The sequence below is a fragment of the Kitasatospora sp. SolWspMP-SS2h genome, from assembly GCF_003259315.1.
Classification (GTDB): domain Bacteria; phylum Actinomycetota; class Actinomycetes; order Streptomycetales; family Streptomycetaceae; genus Kitasatospora; species Kitasatospora fiedleri.
Window position 1 is genome coordinate 287,422 of sequence record NZ_QLLT01000001.1, and the last position, 17,846, is coordinate 305,267.

Consider the following 17,846-nt stretch of genomic DNA (forward strand, 5'->3'; position numbering starts at 1 on the left):
CGTGGTGGGCCCGGGGCCGGGCACCGGCCCGGCCGGTGCTGGCGCGTCGGGCTCTGCAACGTTGGAAGAGCGCTCCTCCGCAGGATCCCGACCGACGCTGAACATGTCAACACCCGTGGCGCGGCCGCCGGTCCGGGCGGGGGCTCGGGACGCGAGGCCCGGGCGGCGGACTCAGGGCCCGGGCGGCGGACTCAGGGCGCGGGGCGCGACCAGCCGCGGGCCTCCCCCTCGTCGATCAGCCGGCGGGCGGCCTCCCACAGCGGGGTGGAGGCGTCGCCGATGACGGCCTTGCGGGCCCGGACGTCGGCCGCGGTGACACCGGGGGTGCGCCAGGTGCCGCCACGGGCCAGCCAGTTGAGCAGCAGGGGCTGGAGGCGGTCCATCGCCTTGGCGAACCGGGCCTCGGGGGTGCGGCGGGCCTCGAACTCGTCCCAGTGCGCGCGCAGCAGGCGGGTCTGGTCGGCGGGCAGCAGCCCGAACAGCTCGTCCGCGGCGGCCGCCTCGCGCTCCGCCTGGTCGACGGCCCCCGCGTCGTCGTACAGCGGGGTGTCCCCGGCGTGGATCTCCACCAGGTCGTGCAGCAGCACCAGTCGGACGGTGTGGCCGACGTCGATCGGCTCGTCGGCGTACTCGGCCAGGACGGTGACCATCATCGCCAGGTGCCAGGAGTGCTCGGCGTCGTTCTCGCGCCGGTCGGCGGCGGCCAGCGGCGACTGGCGCAGGACGGTCTTGAGCCGGTCCACCTCCACCAGGAAGGTCAGCTGGGCGCGCAGCCGCTCGTCCAGCCCCTCGGGGAAGGGCGTGCGGTCGACGAGCAGGGGCCGGGTCTCTTCGCTCATGCCGCCCATCCTGCCACTGGGCCGCGGGGCGGTCCCGGCCCCGAGGCGGCGGTCCCGGCCCTGAGGCGGTCCCAGCCCCGGGGCGGTCCCGGCCCAGGTTCGGTCCGGGTGGCGGATCAGTCCCGGTGGCGGATCAGTCCCGGTGGCGGGCCAGCTCGGCCCGGCCGCGGACGCCGTACTGGCGGTAGAGGCGGGTGAGGTTGGCCTCGACGGCCTTGACGGAGAGGTGGAGGCGGGCGGCGATCTCGCGGTTGGTGGCGCCGGAGCGGATCAGGGCGAGGATCTGCTGCTGCACGGGGGTGGGGTCGGCCTCCAGGGCGTCGAGGGCGGCGAGGGCGGCGGCGGTGTGCTGCTGCCAGGGGCGGCAGCCGGCGGCGGTGTAGCGGGTGTGGGCCTCCTGGAGGGCGGTGCGGGCGGCGGCGCGGCGGCGGGCGCGGCGTTCCAGGGTGCCGAGGGCGAGGTGGGCGCGGGCGAGTTCGAGGGGGTAGGGGTGGGTGTCGGGGAGCAGGGCGCGCAGGGTGTCGGCGGCGCGGCGGGGGTCGGTGGCGGCGGTGAGGTGGGCTTCGGCGCGGTGCAGGCCCAGGGTGAGGACGTCGCGGCCGAGCCGGGCGGCGCGGTCGCGGGCGTCGGCGAGGGTGGCGGCGGCCTGCTCGGGGCGGCCGGAGAGGGCGAGTGCCTCGGCCAGGTCGGCGTCCACCAGGAAGAGCGCGGGGTCGGTGAACTCCATCAGGCGCAGCAGGAGCAGGCAGCGGGCGAGGTGTTCGGCGGCGGCCGGGTGGTTGCCGCGCAGGAGTTCGGCGCGGCCGCGCAGGCCGTGGGCGTAGGCGAGCCATTCGCGGTCGTGGTCGCTCTCGGCGGCGCGGATCGCGGAGTCGAGGAGGTGGGCGGCGCGGTCGGCGGTGCCGCCGTTGAGTTCGGCGGCGCCGCCCAGGACGCGGGCCGGGCCGGGGCTGGGTTCGATGCGTTCGCGCAGGTCGTGGGCGGCGCGGCCGGCGGCGTACGCCTCGGTGCAGCGGCCGGCCCGCTCGTAGACGGAGGCGGCGATGTAGAGGACGTTGGCGAGGTCCTCGGTGCGGCCGGCGGCTTCGACCTCGGCGCGCAGCGCCTCGACCTCGGCGACGGCGCGGGGCAGGTCGCCGCTGCGGAGGGCGGCGACGGCGAGTCCTTCGCGGCAGAACACGGCGGCGGCGGTGGGGGGCCGGCCGGCGGCGAGGCGGCAGCCGCGTTCGAGTTGGGCCAGGCCCAGGGCGGGGTCGGTGAGCAGGGTCAGCGGGGCGCGCTGGGCGAGGAGTTCGACCAGCAGGTCGGGGTCGTCGGCGTGGTCGGCGTGCTTCTCGGCGGTGGCGAGTTCGGCGAGTCCCTCGGCGCGGTCGCCGCGGTGCAGGGCGCGGACGGCGCGTTCCTGGTGGACGGCGGCGGTGAGGGCGGGGTGGCCGCCGGTGTCCTCGGCGGCGGCGGTGAGCAGGGGTTCGGCGCCGGGGTGGTCGGGGCCGAGCAGGCGGGCGAGCAGCAGGCGGGCGTGCACCCGGACGTCGGCGGCGGGGGCGGTGGCGAGGCGTTCGCCGCAGGCGCGGGCGAGGTCGGGCAGGCCGGCGGCGGCGGCGTTGCGGGCGGCGGCGAGCAGGCGGCGGCTGGCGGGGTCGGGGTCGGGGGTGTGGTCGGCGGCGAGGCGGAGCAGTTCGGCGGCGGTGCCGGGGGCGCCGCGGGTGAGCGCGGTGTCGGCGGCGCGGTGCAGCCGGGAGGCGAGGCGGGGGTCGGGGGCGTCGGCGGCGAGGGCCTGGTGGCGGACCTGCTCGACCGGGTCGGCGGTGAGTTCGGCGAGCAGCCGGTGGGCGGCGCGCAGGGTGTCGGGGGCGGCGTCGGCGAGGACCACTTCGGCGACCAGGGGGTGGCTGAACTGGGGGGTGCCGGCGGGGTTCTGCTGGACGATGCCGTGGCGGCGGGCGGCGGCGAGCGGTTCGGTGACGGTGGCGGGCAGGCCGGTGCCGGTCCGGGCGGCGGCCAGGACGGTGAGCGACTGCCGTGCGGTGTCGGGGAGTTCGCCGAGCCGGGCGGAGACCAGGGCGCGCAGCCGGTGCGGGACGTCGAGCGGGCGGGCCGGGTCGGCGGCCAGCGCGCTCTCGCCGCCGCCGGCGGCCAGCGAGCGGCCCAGCTCCAGCGCGTAGTAGGGGTTGCCGCCGCTGACGGCGTGCACCCGGGTGAGGGTGAGTCCGCTCAGCCGCAGGCCGAGCCGTTCGCGCAGCAGGGCGCCGGTGCCGCGTTCGCCGAGCGGGCCGACCGGGATCTCGCGGGCGCCGGGCGGGCAGAGCGCGGCCCGCTCGGGTGCGGCGTCGGCGTGTGCGGTGCGTTCGGTGACGGCGATCCGGACCCGGCGGTCGGTGAGGCGGCGGGCGGCGAAGGCGATGACCTGGCGGCTGGCCTCGTCGAGCCACTGGGTGTCGTCGAGCAGGACGAGGACGGGGCCGCGCCGGGCGAGTCGGCGCAGTGCTTCGAGGACGGCCACCCGGACGGCCAACGGGTCGGTGGGGGTGCCGGGTTGGGACGCGCGGTGGAGCAGGGCGCACTCCAGGGCCTGGCGCAGGTGGTCGGGCAGGTCCTCGGCGAGGCCGGGGAGGGCCTCGCCGAGGAGGTCGATCAGGGCGAGGTGCGGCAGGTCCGCCTCGGCGGCGGTGGGGCTGCTGCGCAGGACGGTCCCGCCCGCCGGGCCGGCGTCCTGGGCGAGAGTGTCGAGCAGCGCGGTCTTGCCGATGCCGGCCGGTCCGTGCAGCAGGACGCCGCCGGTGGCGGCGAGGGCGGCGCGGATGTCGGCGAGCAGGTGCGCGCGGTCGACGAGCGGGGGCTCGGTCGGGCCCGCCGGGGTGGTGGCGGCTGCGGCCGGGCCGGGGAGGATGCCGGTCATGGCGGTCAGTGTGCCGCCTCGGAACCGGCTGCGCGAGGGTGTCACCTGAACGTGACACCCTCCCGACCCGACGTTAAGTCCCCTTTAAGGGCCGCCGGTTGGGGCGGCCCGGCCGGAGCCGGTGGGACGCTCCCCGGCTCCGGCGGTCGTCCCCGGCGGCCCGCTCGGGTCGGCCGGCTCCGGCGGCCCGCCCGGGTCGGTCGTCCCCGGCGGCCCGCCCGGGTCGGCCGGCTCCGGTCAGCCGACGCTGACGTCGTCGACCAGGAAGACGGTCGACAGGTAGGCGTCCTCCTGGCCGACGAAGGCCAGGTTGACGCTCTGGCCGCGGAAGGCGCTCAGGTCGACGGTGCGCTGCACGTAGCCGGCGGAGGCGTTGGCGTTGGAGTACGTCGCCAGGGCCTGGCCGTTGGCGGTGACCTTGAGCGTGTCGTAGGCGGTGGAGCCGGACTCCTGGGTGGTGACCTTGAGCCAGAAGGTGAGCTTGGGGCTGCCGGTGGACGGCACCGCGACGTTGTTCTGCGCCAGCGTCTCGCCGGCGGTGGAGCCGTAGCCCATCATCCAGGCGTACCAGGAGCCGCCGTGGGCCTGCTGCTGGGTGGAGTTGGTGATGTCGTCGGCGCTCTGGGTCCAGCCGGTGGCGCCCTGCTCGAAGCCGCCGTTGGTCAGCGCGTTGCCCGGGTTGGGGTTGCCGGTGGGCGAGGAGCTGGGCGAGGGGCTGGGCGAGCCGGACGGCGACGGGGTCGGGGTGCCGTTGCCCGGGTCGGGCAGGGCGGTGCCGACGCTGACGGCGGCCCACGCCTTGGAGACCAGGTACCGCTCCTGCGAGTTGGCGCCGTACAGGTCGGCGGCGGCCTGCAGGGTGGCGGTGCGGGCCGAGGAGTAGGTGGTGGTGGAGGTCATGTAGGTGGACAGGGCCCGGTACCAGACCGCGGCGGCCTTGTCCCGGCCGATGCCGTTGAAGCTGTCGCCGTTGCACGGGGTGCCGTTGTGCGGCAGGCCGCCGATGGTCTTGGCGCCGGTGCCCTCGGCGGCGAGGTAGAAGAAGTGGTTGGCGATGCCGGAGGAGTAGTGCACGTCGACCTGGCCGGCCCGGCTGCTGTAGCAGGAGAGCGAGGAGCCGTCGGCGGCCGGGTTGTCCATCCGGCGCAGGTAGCCGTTGCCCATGTGGAGCTTCTCGCCGATGTAGTAGTCGCCGGGGTCGGTGCTGTTGCCGGCGTAGAACTCGACCATGGTGCCGAAGATGTCGCTGGTGGCCTCGTTGAGGCCGCCGGACTCGCCGGAGTAGTTCAGGTTGGCGGTGGCGGCGGTGACGCCGTGGCTCATCTCGTGGCCGGAGACGTCCAGGGCGGTCAGCGGGGTGTTGCCGTTCTGCGAGGAGCCGTCGCCGAAGGACATGCAGAAGCAGGAGTCGTCGTAGAACGCGTTCAGCAGCTGGTTGTCCACGTGCACGTAGGCCGGGGCGCCGCGGCCGTCGTTGCGGATGCCGCTGCGGTTGAAGGTGCTCTTGTAGTAGTCCCAGGTCTTGGCCAGGCCGTAGGAGGCGTCGACGGCGGCGCTCTCGCGGCTCGAAGTGGAGCCGTTGCCCCAGGAGTTGGACGACTTGGAGAAGGTCCGGGCGTTCTGCGCGGGGTTCGACTGCGGGCTGTTGTACGAGTCGTAGACGATGGTGCCGCCGTGCGCCGCGTCGGTCAGCGTGTAGCCGCTGCCGCCCTGGCTGGTCTCGATGCTCACCTGGCCGACGTTGACGCCGTTGCCGGTGCCGGTGACGGTCTGCTCGACCTCGTACTGGTCGAGGACGGTGCCGCTGGCCGCGTCGAGCACGACCGCCTCGTGGGCGCCGGGGCCCGCGTCGCCGGTGCCGGTGACGGTGGTGCGGTAGGCCAGCACCGGCACCTTGCCGACCGCCCAGACCACCAGCTGGCTGGTGTCGAGGGCGGTGGTGCGGGCCGAGGTGACGTGCCTGGCGCTGCGCTCGGCGGTGGCCGAGGCGTCCTTGCCGGTCAGCTTCGGGGTCACGCCGGCCACCTTGACGGCGCCCTCGTGGGCCCAGGTGGTCGAGGTGGGCTTGCCGTTCGCGGCGTAGTGCACGACCAGGTCGCCGCCGACCACGGGCAGCCCGCGGTAGGTGCGGTCGTAGCGCACGTGCCGGGCGCCGTCGTTCTCGACCAGCACGTCCTTGGGCAGCAGGCGCTCGTCCGGGCCCAGGCCCAGCGTCTTCGCCAGTGCCCCGGCCTCCTTCTCCGCCCGCTCCATGACCGCGAGGCGGCCCACGGCGGTCATCGACCGGAAGCCCGCACCGTTCGCGGTGGTACCGCTCGCCAGTGCGGGGGACTGCGAACTCGCCGCCACCACGGTGCCCAGGGTGAGGGCGGCCGCCACGGCTGCCGCCAGCGCGGTCTTGCGGTTCATCGGGTTTCCTCCCGCCGGGCCGGGGTTGACGGGGGACGGCCGCGGCACCGGTGGGGTGTGGTGTCGCGGCCGGGTTCGGCTCGGCGGCAGGACGCTAGGACCGCGGACCGCCCCCGCGACATGCCCCCGCCGCCCGGCAAGGGCCGGTCAAGGGTGCGCCGGTCCGCGCCCCAGGGGCGCCCCGGCGGGCGGTCAGCGGGCCACCCGGAAGCCGATGTTGCCGCTGGAGCTGTCCGGGGTGTTCGAGGAGCGGGCGGACAGCCGGTAGCGGTTGCAGTAGGAGGCGTGGCACATGTGGGAGCCGCCGCGCATCACCCGGGCGGGGCCGGTGGGCGGGCCGAGCGGGTCCCGGCGGGTGGCGGGGGTGTCGGGGCGGTGGTGGTCGGGGCTGAACCGGTCGGCGCACCACTCCCAGACGTTGCCGAGCACGTTGTACAGGCCGTGCCCGTTGGGGCGGTAGGAGCGGACGGGGGCGGTGGAGCGGTGCCGGCCGGTGTGGCGGATCGGGAACTCGCCCTGCCAGATGTTGAGCATCTCCCGTCCGCCGGGGGCGAGTTCGTCGCCCCACGGGTAGCGGGTGCCGGTGCGTCCGCCGCGGGCCGCGTACTCCCACTGCGCCTCGGTGGGCAGCCGGGTGCCGGACCAGGCGCAGTACGCCTGCGCGTCGTTCCAGGAGACGTGCACCACGGGGTGCTGCTGGCGGGCGGCGAAACCGCTGCCGGGGCCCTCGGGGGTGCGCCAGCCGGCCCCCTCGACGGCCCGCCACCACGGGGTGGCGGCGACCGGCGGGGAGGCGGCGCGCAGCCGGTCGGTGAGGAAGCCCTCGAAGACGAAGCTGGAGCCGAAGCGCTCGGCGTCGGTCACGTACCCGGTCTCCCGGACGAAGGACGCGAACTCGGCGTTGGTGACGGTGGTCGCGGCGATCGCGAACGGCCCGAGCCGCACCTCGCGCACCGGCCCCTCGCCGTCCGCCGGGATGCCGTCCGGGTCCTGCCCGCCCATCAGGAACGTCCCGCCGGGCAGTTCCAGCAGCCCGCGGGCGGCGCGCACCGCGGCGGGGGACGGTGCGGGCGGCTCGGCGGCTGCGGGCGGCTCGGCGGCGGCGGAGGGCTCGGCGGCGGTGGAGGGCTCGGCGGCGGTGGGCGACAGGGTCAGGACGGGCAGGCCGAGGTCGGTGGGCTCGTGTCCGGGGGTGCAGCAGGAGAGCATGGCGGCCTCTTCGGTGCGGGAGTTCGGGTGGTTCGGATGGTTCAGGTGGTTCGGGTGGCTCGGGTGGTTCGGAGTGCGGGGACGTGGGGCCCGGCCGGTCGCCGTGGGGGGCGACCGGCCGGGGTTGCGGGGAAGCGGTGCGGCCGTGCGGTCAGGCGCTGCGGTCGGCGGCGAGGGCCGCCGCGAGGGCCGGGACGCCGAGCGCCTTCTCCTGGGCCGGGGTGGCCTGGTACAGCTTGTTGACCAGCTGGTAGGGGTCGGCGTTCAGGTCGTAGTACTCGCGGAAGGCGATCTCGCCGGTGCCGACGGGCAGGCCGTTCGCATCGGTGTGCAGCTTGTAGTACTCGGTGTACTGCTTGTCCTTGCCGAGGTACGAGGCCCAGGTGTGCGGCCGCCCGTCCTGGTGGGCGCCCTGCTCCCAGAACTCGACCAGCAGGTGGTCGCGGCTGTACGCGCCGAGCAGCGAGTGGCCGTCGACCGCCCAGTCGGGGGTGATCCCGGCGGCCTGGAGGACGGTCGGGGCGATGTCGATGTTGGCCACGATCCGGTTGTCGGCGGGGCTGCCCGCGCCGAGGCCGCCGGCCGGCCAGGACAGGTAGAACGGCACCTCGACCGAGGGCAGGTAGGGCACCGACTTCTTCGACCAGCCGTGGTCGGCCCAGGTGTAGCCGTTGTCGCCGAGGTAGATCACCAGGGTGTTCTGGAGCTGTCCGAGCGCGGCCAGCTTGTCGTGGATGGCCTGTACGGCGTCGTCCACCGAGAGCAGGGTGCGCAGTTGGCGGGCGCGCAGCTGCCGGGCGGTGGCGAGGGTGGCCGTCCCGTTCTGGATCCACTCGGGCTTGTCGCTGCGGTCGGCCTCGTCGACGGACGGGCGGCCGTCCCAGGCCGGGACGGGCGTGTCGGCGTACTTGGGCTCGGGCGTGTTGGGCTCGTGCGAGGCCTTCGGCGCGACGAACGCGAACCACGGGCGCGCGTCGGTGGCGGCCTTGTCGAGGAAGGCGAGCGCGTGGTCGCGGATCACCGAGGTCGAGTAGCCGGGGATGGTGCGCACGGTGCCGTTGTCGTTGTACTGGCCGTTGTTGTAGACCACCGGCGCGGACAGCAGCCACTCGTCGAAGTGCGGCGGGTTGTCGGCCGGGTGCCAGGCGTTCAGGTACTTGCCGAACAGGCCGGTGCGGTAGCCGGCCTGGTGCAGCGCCCGCTGGATGGTGTGCTGCTGGTCGAGGTTGTACGGGTGTCCGTTGTCGCGGACGCCGTGGTGGTGCGCGTACTGGCCGCTGAAGATCGAGGAGCGGGACGGCGCGCACAGCGGCGTGGTGACGTGCCCGGCGGTGAACCGGACGCCGTGGCCGACCAGCCAGTCCACCGTCCTGGGGGTGGCCCACTCGGTCTGCTTGGGCTGGTCGTCGGTGAGGATCACCAGGATGTTCGGCCGGGTGCCCGGTGCGGCGCCGGGCTCGGTGGCGGCGGCGGCCGCGGTGGCGGGTGGGGTACCCAGGGCCAGGGGCAGGGCGGTCGCGGCGGCGACCGATACCGCGCCGGCCAGGAAGCCGCGGCGGTCCACCTTCGGTGCGGCCTTCGGTTCGTCGCGCGGAGGTTCGGTGTTCCGGCTCATGGTGTGCGCACCCTTTCGCGGCAGGAGGAAACGTGCGGGCGGAGCGGATCGGCGGGCGTCCCCGGCCGGACGGAGCGTGCGCGGCGCTGACGGTGAACCTACGGGCGCGCGACGAGCGCCCGCAATTGGCTGCGCGCAGACAACGCACGCTGTTCACGGGCCCGTTGCAATGTTTCGCACACCTGCCGACCGGTGCCCTCGCCCGCCGCCCCGGAACAAGCTCCGGAAGGAGCCCCGGAAGAGGCTCCGGAAGAAGCCCCGAAAGAAGGTGGCATGGAGTCGCGCATCCGGGGCAATCGCTGGGTGCGGCGGAAGAAGGGCCCGGCCGATCCCCCCCTGTAGGCCGGGCCCCCCGCCGTGCGGCGCCGGTTCCGCGGCGCGGGGCGGTGCACGGCGGCGAGTCCGCCCGGTGCCCCGGACGCGTCCGCAACGGCATAGGCTGGGCCGCGTGAACGAGGTGGAGACGGTACCGGACGAGGCGGAACTGCTGCCGGAGCTGGACGGGACCGAGCGCGGGCTGGTGGTGCTGATGTGCGGGCTGCCCGGATCGGGGAAGAGCACGTACGCGCGGGCGCTGGAGCGGCGCGGGTTCGTCCGGCTGTCGATCGACGAGGTGATCTGGGCGCGGACCGGGCGCGACGGGGGCGAGCTGGAACCGGCCGTGTACGAGCGGCTCAGGACGGCCGTGGAGCGGGAGCTGTGGGAGGAGCTGGTCGGGCTGCTGGAGGCGCGCCGCCCGGTGGTCGTCGACTACAGCTTCTGGAACCGGGAGACCCGCGACCGGTACAAGGCGCTGATCGAGGACCACGGCTGCCGCTGGGAGTTGGTCCGGCTGCGGGCCGACCTGGAGACACTGCGCCGCCGCCTGGCCATCCGCAGCCGGCGCAGCGACGCGAACAGCGTGACCGTCCCGGACGAGACGCTGCGGCGGTACTTCGACGCCTTCCAGGAGCCGGTGGGCGAGGGCGAGCGGGTGATCGTCCAGCGCTGAGGGCCGACGGGCCGGCCGGTCAGCGGGCAGGCCGATCCGCCGGTCGGCGGGCCGGCCGGTCAGCGGGCCAGGTCGCGGACCAGGGTGCTGCTCACCTGCGGGAGTTCGCCGTACTCGAGGTCGTCGCAGTCGACCGGGAGCTGGTGGATGACGGCGGCCAGCCGGGGCGGGAGCTTCACGTCGAGGCCGTCGTGGCACAGGGCGAGGATCTCGGCGAGCACGCCCGCCGGGAGCAGGGTGTCGCGGACGCCCAGGACGTGCTGCGGCGGGCGGGGGCGGGCGGCCAGCGCCTCGGCCTGGCGCCGCCAGACCTCGGCGTCCAGGAACTCGCCGAGGCTGCGGTGCAGCAGGCTCAGGCAGGACGCGGCGGTGTAGGAACCGCCGCCGGCCGCGAACTGCCACCAGAACTGGGCGCCCTCGCGGTGGCGGGCGGCGTGCAGCAGCGCGCCCAGGACCAGGGCGCCCTCGGGGTGGATGCGTTCGTCGTTGACGAGCAGGTCCAGCGAGGGGGCGGCGGTGGGCATCGCCAGGACCAGCGAGGTGGCCAGGTCGAGTTCGTGGGCGGCCTGGAGGTGCTCGGAGGGGAACGGGCGGGGGGCGGTGAGCAGCCGGTCCCAGGAGACGCCGGGGCCGTCCGGGCGGCTCTGGTCGTCCGGGCCGCTCCGGCTGTCCTGGCCGTCTGCGCGGTGCGGGTCGCCGGGGCGCGGGCGGGGTTCGCGGGTGGCGGGCGGGTGGAGGCTGTCCGGTCCGGCGGTCATCGGCGCTCCCTGTTCCGGACGCCGAGGGCGGCGGCCAGCCGGTCGAGGGCCTGGGCGGCGGTGGAACGGACGTTGGCCTCCGTGGTGGCCAGGCAGTCGGCGATCTGCCGGTCCGTCAGGCCGAGCAGGTGGCGCAGCAGGACCACGTCGTGGCGCCGCTCCGAGAGCCCGCGCAGGGCGGCGTACAGCTGCCAGTGGTCGGCGGCGGTCTCCGGCAGGTCGCCGGCCCGCTCGGCGGCGGCCCGCACCGCGCAGACCCAGAGCGGGACGTGCGCCGGGGAGGGCGGCGGTTCGCCGTTCATCGTCCGCCGCAGCAGGGCCGCGCCGACCTCCTCCTTGAGGATCGTCCAGGCCTGGAACGCCGGGAACTGCTCGCGCAGGATGCGCGGCCACTCCTGCCAGACCCGGCCCTTGGCGAGCTCCACCGCGCCGTGCGCCGCGCCGGGGTCGCCCAGGCGGGCGGCGGCGAAGCCGGTCCACGTCCGGTGGTGCGTGTCGCAGAATGCGTCGAACGTCAGGCGGTGCCGGTCGCCCACCGCCCGTTCGCTCTCGTTCACGCCCCACTCCTCCCCGGCGGCACCCTGGTCGCCGCACCCTGCTCCCCGTAGCCGGACGTCGGTGCCGGTCGCCGGTACCGATCGTCAGAACTCGCTTACCCCACAGGAACAGTAAGGCGCATCAGGTGCCGACATGGTAATCCGGCACAAGAGGTCTCCCGATCAGCCGCACGTCACCCTGCCGGACCACCAGCCTATCCGGGGCGCCGACCGGATCGGACCGACCGGTGATCGATTCCGACCGTTTCGCCCGGCTGCGCCCCGGATGCGGCCACCCCCCTTGATTCTCCGTTCGCCCGTATGGGCATAGTGGGCGCAGCGGAGGAGTGACGGACGATCAGGGGGCGCGCGTGACGGACGTGAGCGGACGGACCGACGGCGTCGAGGTCAACCTCGACATCCATCTGGCGCACTCGGCCCGGATGTACGACTTCTACCTCGGCGGGACGACCAACTTCCCCGCGGACCGGGAGGCCGCCGGCCGCGCCCTCGCCGTCTTCCCCTACGCCCGCTCCGCCGCCCGCGCCAACCGCGCCTTCATGCGCCGCTCGACCCGCCTGCTCGCCCGCTCCGGCATCCGGCAGTTCCTCGACATCGGCACCGGCATCCCCACCTCGCCCAACCTGCACGAGGTGGCCCAGCGGATCGCGCCGGACGCCGCGGTCGTCTACGCCGACAACGACCCGATCGTGCTGCTGCACGCCCAGGCCCTGCTGCGCGGCACCGAACAGGGCGTCACCGCCTACGTCCAGGGCGACGTCCGCGAGCCGGACGCGCTGCTGGAGGCCGCCGCCCGGACCCTCGACTTCGACCGGCCGGTCGCGCTCAGCATGAACGCGCTGCTGCACTTCGTCCCGGACGACGCGCACCGGATCACCGAAGGGCTCAAGGCCCGGCTGCCCCGCGGGTCCGCGCTGGTGATCAGCCACCTGACGCCCGACTTCGCCCCCGACGAGACCGCCCGGCTCATCCAGGTCTACACCGCCGCCGGCACACCGGTCGCGGCCTGCACCCGCGACCGGTTCGGCGAGTTCTTCACCGGCTGGGACCTCCTCGACCCGGGCCTGGTCGCCACCACCCGCTGGAACCCCTCCCCCGAGGACGACACCGAGCACATCACCGACGCCGGCGCCTCCTGCTACGGCGCGGTCGCCGTCCGCCCCTGACCGGGGCGGGCCGCGGCCGGGGCGAACAGCGGCAACGGGCAGCCTCAGCCGAGCAGTTCGGCCGACCGGGCGGTGTCGACGATGTGCGCCCGGCTCGGGAACACCTTCTCCGGCAGGACGCGGTGCACCTCCGGGTCGCGGGCGGCCACCAGGACGGGTACGTCGTGGGGGGTCGTGCGGGTCTCTCCTCGCGCGGTACGGGATGCGGGGCTGTCGGGTGCGGGTCGCTGCGGTTCGACGCGAGGGTTCGGCGCGGTGCTTCCCGGCGCACGTCGGGTCGCGGCCCGGTCGGTGCGGTCGGTGCGGTCGGTGCGGTGGCGACGGTCGAGCTGTCCGTCGGGCCGGGGCCGGTCCCCGGGTACCGAGGCCTCGTCCGAGGCTCCACCGCCCGCGCGGCGGCGGCGGTCGTCCCGCGCCGCCGCGCAGGTCCACGCGGGCGAGCCGTTCCAGCAGTTCGACCGCCCAGACCGGGCCCGTCCGCTCGTGCTCGGCGACGGCCGCGTCAATCGCCCGGGCCAGGACGGCGGCGCACCCGGAGAGCAGCCGATCGACCGGCTCGGCCGCCGCGGCGTCCGCGCTGATCGGCTTCTTCCGCCCGTCCGAGGGGTCGGGCGCGCTGTGGACCGGCCCGGCGGCCCTGAGCACCGCCGGGCTCTGCGCGACGGCCTGCGCGCTGACGTGCTCCGCCGTCGCGAGCCGGGCCGGCGTCGTCGGACCCTCCCGGGCCGCGCCCGCCGGCACCCCGGGCTGCGTCGGACCCGGCCCGGTCGCGTGCTGCCCGGACTCCGTCCGCAGCCGGGCCCGCGGGCGCTCGACCGTGTCGTTGAGGTGCTGCGCGGACGCCGCCCTTCTCGGGGCTCCGGCCTGTCCCTCCGTCGCAAATCCCCTTGGACGTCCCGGGGAACGGCTTGCTGCAATGGGAACGCCCCCGGCCACGGCCGCCGCCGCACCGGCCCGGGCCGAACCTGGGGGACACCGCGATGACCGGGATCAGGCTGCACCTGTCGGTGCGCGACCTCGCCGAGGCCGACCTGCCGTCCTGCGGCTGGGCCGGTTCGCCCAGGCACGTGCGCGAGCTGGTCCGGCAGCTCCGCCGGGCCGGGGCGGGCGAGGTCGACTACCTGGCGGTGTGCACGCCGGTGGGGCTGCCGGTGGCGGTCGGCGGCGTCGACTACGCGGTCGCGCCCGGGGCGGGCACGCTCTGGCAGTTGGGCGTCCACCCGGCCCTGCGGTCCTGCGGGATCGGCACGCTGCTGATCCGCTCCGCCGAGCAGCGGATCGTCGCGCGCGGCCTGGCCCGGGCCGAGCTCGGCGTCGAGCAGTCCGACCCGCGCGCCCGCGCCCTGTACGAGCGCCTCGGCTACCGCGCCTTCGGCCGCGCCCCCGACTCCTGGGAGGTGGAGGACGCGGACGACACCCTGCGCCGCCACGAGACGGTCTGCACCCTGATGCGCAAGTCCCTCGCCTGACGCCGCGCCCGGCGGCGTTCACCACCGGCGCGAGGCCGCCTCCCGCCGGCGGGCAGACGGCGGCCGGTCGGCGGTCAGTCGGTGGTGGGGGCGGTCAGGTCGAGGGTGAAGCTGAAGCGGTCGCCGCGGTAGAGGGTGCGGACGAGTTCCAGCGGGCGGTCGGCGGCGTCGCGGCTGCGGCGGTTCAGCAGGAGCATCGGGAGGGCGGGCGGGGTGCCGATCAGGAGGGCCTCGCGCGGGGTGGCGAGGACGGTCTCGATGCGTTCCTCGGCTCCGGCGAGGTGGACGCCGCGTTCGCGCAGGTAGCCGTAGAGCGAGCCGGCGGGGTCGAACTCGGCGGCCAGCCGCGGGACGCGGGCCACCGGCAGGTAGGTGGACTCCAGGCCGACGCGCTCCTCGTCGGCGCGCAGCACGCGTTCGAGGTGCCAGAGCGGTTCGCCCGCGGGGACGGCGAGGCGGTCGGCCGTCGCGGGGTCGGCGGGCCGGCGGTCCAGGGCGATCAGGGTGCGGCCGGGGCGCAGGCCCTGGCGGGTGACCCCCTCGGTGTAGCTGGCCAGCGACAGCGGCTGTTCGATCTTGGCGCCGGCCACCACGGTGCCGCGGCCCTGGCGGCGCAGGCGACCCTCGATCAGCAGGTCGCGCAGGGCCTGGCGGACGGTGGCCCGGGCGACGCCGTACCGCTCGGCCAGGCCGGCTTCGGTGGGGAGCCGTCCGCCGGGGCCCAACTCCTCGATCAGCTCTTCGAGTTCGGTCTTGACCAGGTAGTACTTGGGCACCCGGCCGTGCTCGGGGACGCCGGACCGGGCGGGGGCGAGGGGGGCGCGGGAGGGGCCGTGGTTCACCGGCCCAGGGTAGCGAGCGCCCCTCCCCCACTCCCGGTCCGCCCTCGGTCCGCCATCGGTCCGCCCTCGACCCGGACGTCTACGGAGCATAACGAACCGATAACCGGTCTGTACTGAATTTCGGCGCTTGTTCATACAACCGTGGATTCGGCGCGGGTTCGCGCTCGCCCGCCCGGCCCATCCTCGGTGCCGGTGCAACCGCACCGTGTCGCTTTCCCGTTGGGAGCCCCCGTGCGCAACTCCCGTTCCACCATGGCCCTCTCCCTCTCCGCGGCGGCCGTCGTCGCGGCCGCGCTGGTCCCGCTGGGCGGCTCGTCCGCCGTGGCCGCCACCGGCGCGTACAACGGTCTGCCGAACGGCAGCAAGCAGGCCAAGACGCTGGTCATCGGCATCGACGGCACCCGGTACGACAAGCTGCTCACGGCGGACGCGCCGAACCTGAAGGCGCTGATCGCCTCCGGCACCACGGCGACGTCCGACCTGTACGCGAACCCGCTGGCGCCGACCCTCTCCGGGCCGGGCTGGTCGACCATCGCGACCGGTGTGTGGCCGGACAAGCACAAGGTGATGGACAACGACTTCACCGGTTCGCGCTTCGACCTGTACCCGGACTACACGAGCCGACTGGAGAACGCCGCCCCGGCCGCCTCGACGCTGGTGGTCGGCTCCTGGAACCCGATCGCGACCACCGTCTTCAGCGGCAGGGCCGACCTGCGGATCTCCGAGAGCGAGAACGACGCGAAGGCCGCCGCGGACACCGCCGACTACCTGGCGCACGGCAACCCGGACTCGGTGTTCCTGCACCTGGACGAGGTGGACGAGGCCGGGCACTCGTACGGCGGCGCGTCCAGCCAGTACCTGGCGGCGATCCACGACGCGGACACCCGGGTCGGGCAGGTGCTGGCGGGCCTCAGGTCCCGTGCCACCTACGGCGCGGAGGACTGGCTGGTGGTGGTCACCACCGACCACGGCCACACCGACGCGGGCGGCCACGGCGGCAACTCGGCGAACGAGCGGCAGACCTGGATGGTCCTCAACGGCCGGGGCCACGCGGCCGGCGCGCACCGCTACGACGTCAAGCCGGTGGACATCGCGCCGACCGTGCTCAAGCACGAGGGCGTGCCGGTCGACCCGGCCTGGGGCCTGGACGGCAAGCCGGTGGACGAGATCGTGCCGGACGAGTTCGACGCGCTGCGGCCGAGCCTGCAGACCCGGGTCGACGAGAGCGGCATCGGCGCGACGGTCAAGGGCTTCACCCACACCCCGCCGGCCGGCTGGTCGATCGACAACGCGCGGATGCCGTCCGGCGGCGTCACCGAGTGGCGCGGCTGGGCGTTCGCCACCGACGAGTTCTGGACGGCGGCGCAGCTCGGCCAGAGCCGGGAGACCAACGTCCGGGCCCGCAACGTGTTCGCGGTCGCGGACTCCGACGAGTGGGACGACAAGTCGCACGGCACCGGCCAGTTCGACTCGACGCTGGTCAGCCCGGCCTACTCGGTGGCCGGCCGCACGCGCGGCACGCTGTCCTTCGCCACCGACTACAAGGTCGACGGCCCGCAGACCGGCGACGTGTACGTCTCGTTCGACGGCGGCGCCGCGCAGCTGGTGAAGTCCTACCGGGCGGACCTGAACACCGTCGAGCACCTGGACGTGACCGTCCCGGCGGGTGCGTCGACGGCCCGGTTCCAGTTCCGCTACACGGGCACCAACTCGGCGTTCTGGACGGTCGACCAGGTCGTCTTCGGCTGATGCCGCGCCCGGTCCGGGGCGGGCCGCGCCCGGCGCGCCCCGGACCGGTTCAGCGGGTCTTGAGCACCACGCCGACGGCGAAGGCGATCTGCTCGCCCGTCAGGTCGGCGCGGGCGGTCAGCCGCAGCCGCGGGACGCCGTCGGGGACGGACGGCGGGCGGAAGCAGCCGACGGCCAGGCCCTCCGCGCGGCAGGCGGCGGCCCAGCGCACGGCGTGCTCGGGGTCCTCGGCGCGGACGGAGACCACGGCGCCGTCGGGGGCGGAGGCGTGCAGGCCGGACTCGGTGAGCCGGTCGGCGAGTTCGCGGGCCACCCGGAGGGCGTCGGCGGCCCGGCCGGGTTCGGCGCGCAGCAGGCGCAGGGCGCCGAGGGCGGCGCCGACGGCGGCGGGGGCCAGGCCGGTGTCGAAGATGAAGGTGCGGGCGGCGGAGACCAGGTGGCGGACGACCCGTTCGGGGCCGAGGACGACGCCGCCCTGGGCGCCGAGGGACTTGGAGAGCGTCGCGGTGGCGACCACGTCGGGCTGTCCGGCGATGCCGGCGGCGGCTCCGGCGCCCGCGCCGCCGGGGCCCAGCACGCCCAGGCCGTGCGCGTCGTCGACGACCAGGGCCGCGCCGGACTCCCGGGCCGCGGCGAGGTGTCCGGCGAGCGGGGCGGCGTTGCCGTCGACCGAGAACACCGAGTCGGTGACCACCAGGGCGCGGGGTTCGGCCCGCCCGGCGAGGGCGGCCCGGACCGCGCCGGGGTCGCAGTGCGCGGCGCGGACGGTGCGGCCCCTGGCGAGGCGGCAGCCGTCGATCAGCGAGGCGTGGTTGCGGGCGTCGGAGACGATCAGGGTGTCCGGCCCGGCGAGCGCGGTGAGCACGGCGAGGTTGGCGGTGTAGCCGGAGGAGAACACCAGCGCGGCCTCGTACCCGCAGAACTCGGCGAGTTCGCGCTCCAGCTCGGTGTGCGCCTCGGTGGTCCCGGTGACCAGCCGGGAGCCGGTCGCCCCGCCGCCCCAGCGCACGGCGGCCTCGGCGGCGGCCGCGGTGACGGCCGGGTGCCTGGTCAGCCCGAGGTAGTCGTTGGACGCCAGGTCGAGCACCGGGTCCTCGGCCGGCCGACTGCGCAGCCGCCTGGTCAGCCCGGCCTCCGCACGGGCGGCCGCGGCCTCGTCCAGCCAGTCGAACACCCGCTCCGGCGCCGCACCCACGTCCCCGACCTGCCCGTCTCCCGCCATGCCCGGCACTCTGTCACCCGGCGGCGGGCCGGAGCAACGCGCGCCGCCCCGATGTGCGGTGTCCCACACTCCGGGGCGGCGGACCTGGCGGGCCCGGTGGACCTGGCGGGCCTAACGGGTC

The 17,846-nt window shown here is 75.6% G+C and carries 13 protein-coding genes; 4 read left to right on the forward strand and 9 right to left on the reverse strand.

The genetic code is table 11. The annotated features are described in order from the left end of the window. Nucleotides 1–191: 191 nt before the first annotated feature. From K353_RS01210 to K353_RS01230, 5 genes are all read right to left on the reverse strand, one after another. On the reverse strand, nt 192–839 hold the full coding sequence (locus K353_RS01210; RefSeq protein WP_111551647.1) for an HD family hydrolase: 648 nt from the start codon (nt 837–839) through the stop codon (nt 192–194). A 133-nt stretch (nt 840–972) separates the two neighbouring features. Beyond that, nucleotides 973–3,738, reverse strand: coding sequence for a LuxR family transcriptional regulator (locus K353_RS01215; protein WP_111551648.1), 2,766 nt, complete (start codon nt 3,736–3,738; stop codon nt 973–975). Nucleotides 3,739–3,975: 237 nt separating this feature from the next. Continuing rightward, entirely contained in the window at nt 3,976–6,147 is a 2,172-nt protein-coding gene (locus K353_RS01220) for a M4 family metallopeptidase (protein WP_111551649.1), read from the reverse strand. Between the two features lie 192 nt (nt 6,148–6,339). Further along, the gene (locus K353_RS01225; protein ID WP_111551650.1) at nt 6,340–7,356 is read right to left on the reverse strand and encodes a formylglycine-generating enzyme family protein; all 1,017 of its coding nucleotides are present in this window, start codon (nt 7,354–7,356) and stop codon (nt 6,340–6,342) included. A gap of 151 nt (nt 7,357–7,507) precedes the next feature. After that, nucleotides 7,508–8,971, reverse strand: a complete 1,464-nt coding sequence (locus K353_RS01230; RefSeq protein ID WP_111551651.1) for a sulfatase — start codon at nt 8,969–8,971, stop codon at nt 7,508–7,510. A gap of 448 nt (nt 8,972–9,419) precedes the next feature. Between K353_RS01230 and K353_RS01235 the strand changes: the two genes are divergently transcribed. After that, the gene (locus K353_RS01235) at nt 9,420–9,962 is read left to right on the forward strand and encodes an ATP-binding protein (RefSeq protein ID WP_199527940.1); all 543 of its coding nucleotides are present in this window, start codon (nt 9,420–9,422) and stop codon (nt 9,960–9,962) included. Between the two features lie 59 nt (nt 9,963–10,021). On the opposite strand, the gene K353_RS01240 is transcribed toward K353_RS01235, so the two are convergent. Both K353_RS01240 and K353_RS36730 read right to left on the reverse strand, forming a co-directional pair. After that, complete coding sequence (locus K353_RS01240) at nt 10,022–10,720, reverse strand: hypothetical protein (protein ID WP_199527941.1); 699 nt, start codon at nt 10,718–10,720, stop codon at nt 10,022–10,024. Next, nucleotides 10,717–11,277 carry a sigma factor-like helix-turn-helix DNA-binding protein gene (locus tag K353_RS36730; protein WP_111551652.1) on the reverse strand — a complete coding sequence of 187 codons (561 nt, stop codon included), beginning with the start codon at nt 11,275–11,277 and terminating at the stop codon, nt 10,717–10,719. The genes K353_RS01240 and K353_RS36730 overlap by 4 nt, the downstream gene beginning before the upstream one ends. Nucleotides 11,278–11,627: 350 nt before the next feature. On the opposite strand from K353_RS36730, the gene K353_RS01250 reads away from it, so the two are divergent. Both K353_RS01250 and K353_RS01260 read left to right on the forward strand, forming a co-directional pair. Next, nucleotides 11,628–12,443 (forward strand): SAM-dependent methyltransferase, encoded by an 816-nt coding sequence (locus K353_RS01250; RefSeq protein ID WP_255410652.1) that lies wholly within the window; start codon nt 11,628–11,630, stop codon nt 12,441–12,443. A gap of 980 nt (nt 12,444–13,423) precedes the next feature. After that, a complete protein-coding gene (locus tag K353_RS01260) occupies nt 13,424–13,912 on the forward strand; it encodes a GNAT family N-acetyltransferase (protein ID WP_111551653.1) in 489 nt (162 codons plus the stop codon). Nucleotides 13,913–13,986: 74 nt separating this feature from the next. Here the strand turns inward: K353_RS01260 and K353_RS01265 are convergent, their stop codons facing one another. Continuing rightward, on the reverse strand, nt 13,987–14,754 hold the full coding sequence (locus K353_RS01265) for a GntR family transcriptional regulator (RefSeq protein WP_111551654.1): 768 nt from the start codon (nt 14,752–14,754) through the stop codon (nt 13,987–13,989). A 231-nt stretch (nt 14,755–14,985) separates the two neighbouring features. Between K353_RS01265 and K353_RS01270 the strand changes: the two genes are divergently transcribed. Continuing rightward, nucleotides 14,986–16,503, forward strand: a complete 1,518-nt coding sequence (locus tag K353_RS01270) for an alkaline phosphatase family protein (protein ID WP_233533283.1) — start codon at nt 14,986–14,988, stop codon at nt 16,501–16,503. 49 nt (nt 16,504–16,552) lie between these two features. Here K353_RS01270 and K353_RS01275 read toward each other — a convergent pair whose 3' ends face one another. After that, a complete protein-coding gene (locus K353_RS01275) occupies nt 16,553–17,725 on the reverse strand; it encodes an 8-amino-7-oxononanoate synthase (RefSeq protein ID WP_111551655.1) in 1,173 nt (390 codons plus the stop codon). Nucleotides 17,726–17,846: the final 121 nt, after the last annotated feature.

Bases quoted from the DNA above. Each gene is read 5' to 3' on its own strand.
- K353_RS01210 (WP_111551647.1), bottom strand. From the start codon at position 839: ATGAGCGAAGAGACCCGGCCCCTGCTCGTCGACCGCACGCCCTTCCCC.
- K353_RS01215 (WP_111551648.1), bottom strand. From the start codon at position 3,738: ATGACCGGCATCCTCCCCGGCCCGGCCGCAGCCGCCACCACCCCGGCG.
- K353_RS01220 (WP_111551649.1), bottom strand. From the start codon at position 6,147: ATGAACCGCAAGACCGCGCTGGCGGCAGCCGTGGCGGCCGCCCTCACC.
- K353_RS01225 (WP_111551650.1), bottom strand. From the start codon at position 7,356: ATGCTCTCCTGCTGCACCCCCGGACACGAGCCCACCGACCTCGGCCTG.
- K353_RS01230 (WP_111551651.1), bottom strand. From the start codon at position 8,971: ATGAGCCGGAACACCGAACCTCCGCGCGACGAACCGAAGGCCGCACCG.
- K353_RS01240 (WP_199527941.1), bottom strand. From the start codon at position 10,720: ATGACCGCCGGACCGGACAGCCTCCACCCGCCCGCCACCCGCGAACCC.
- K353_RS01260 (WP_111551653.1), top strand. From the start codon at position 13,424: ATGACCGGGATCAGGCTGCACCTGTCGGTGCGCGACCTCGCCGAGGCC.
- K353_RS01275 (WP_111551655.1), bottom strand. From the start codon at position 17,725: ATGGCGGGAGACGGGCAGGTCGGGGACGTGGGTGCGGCGCCGGAGCGG.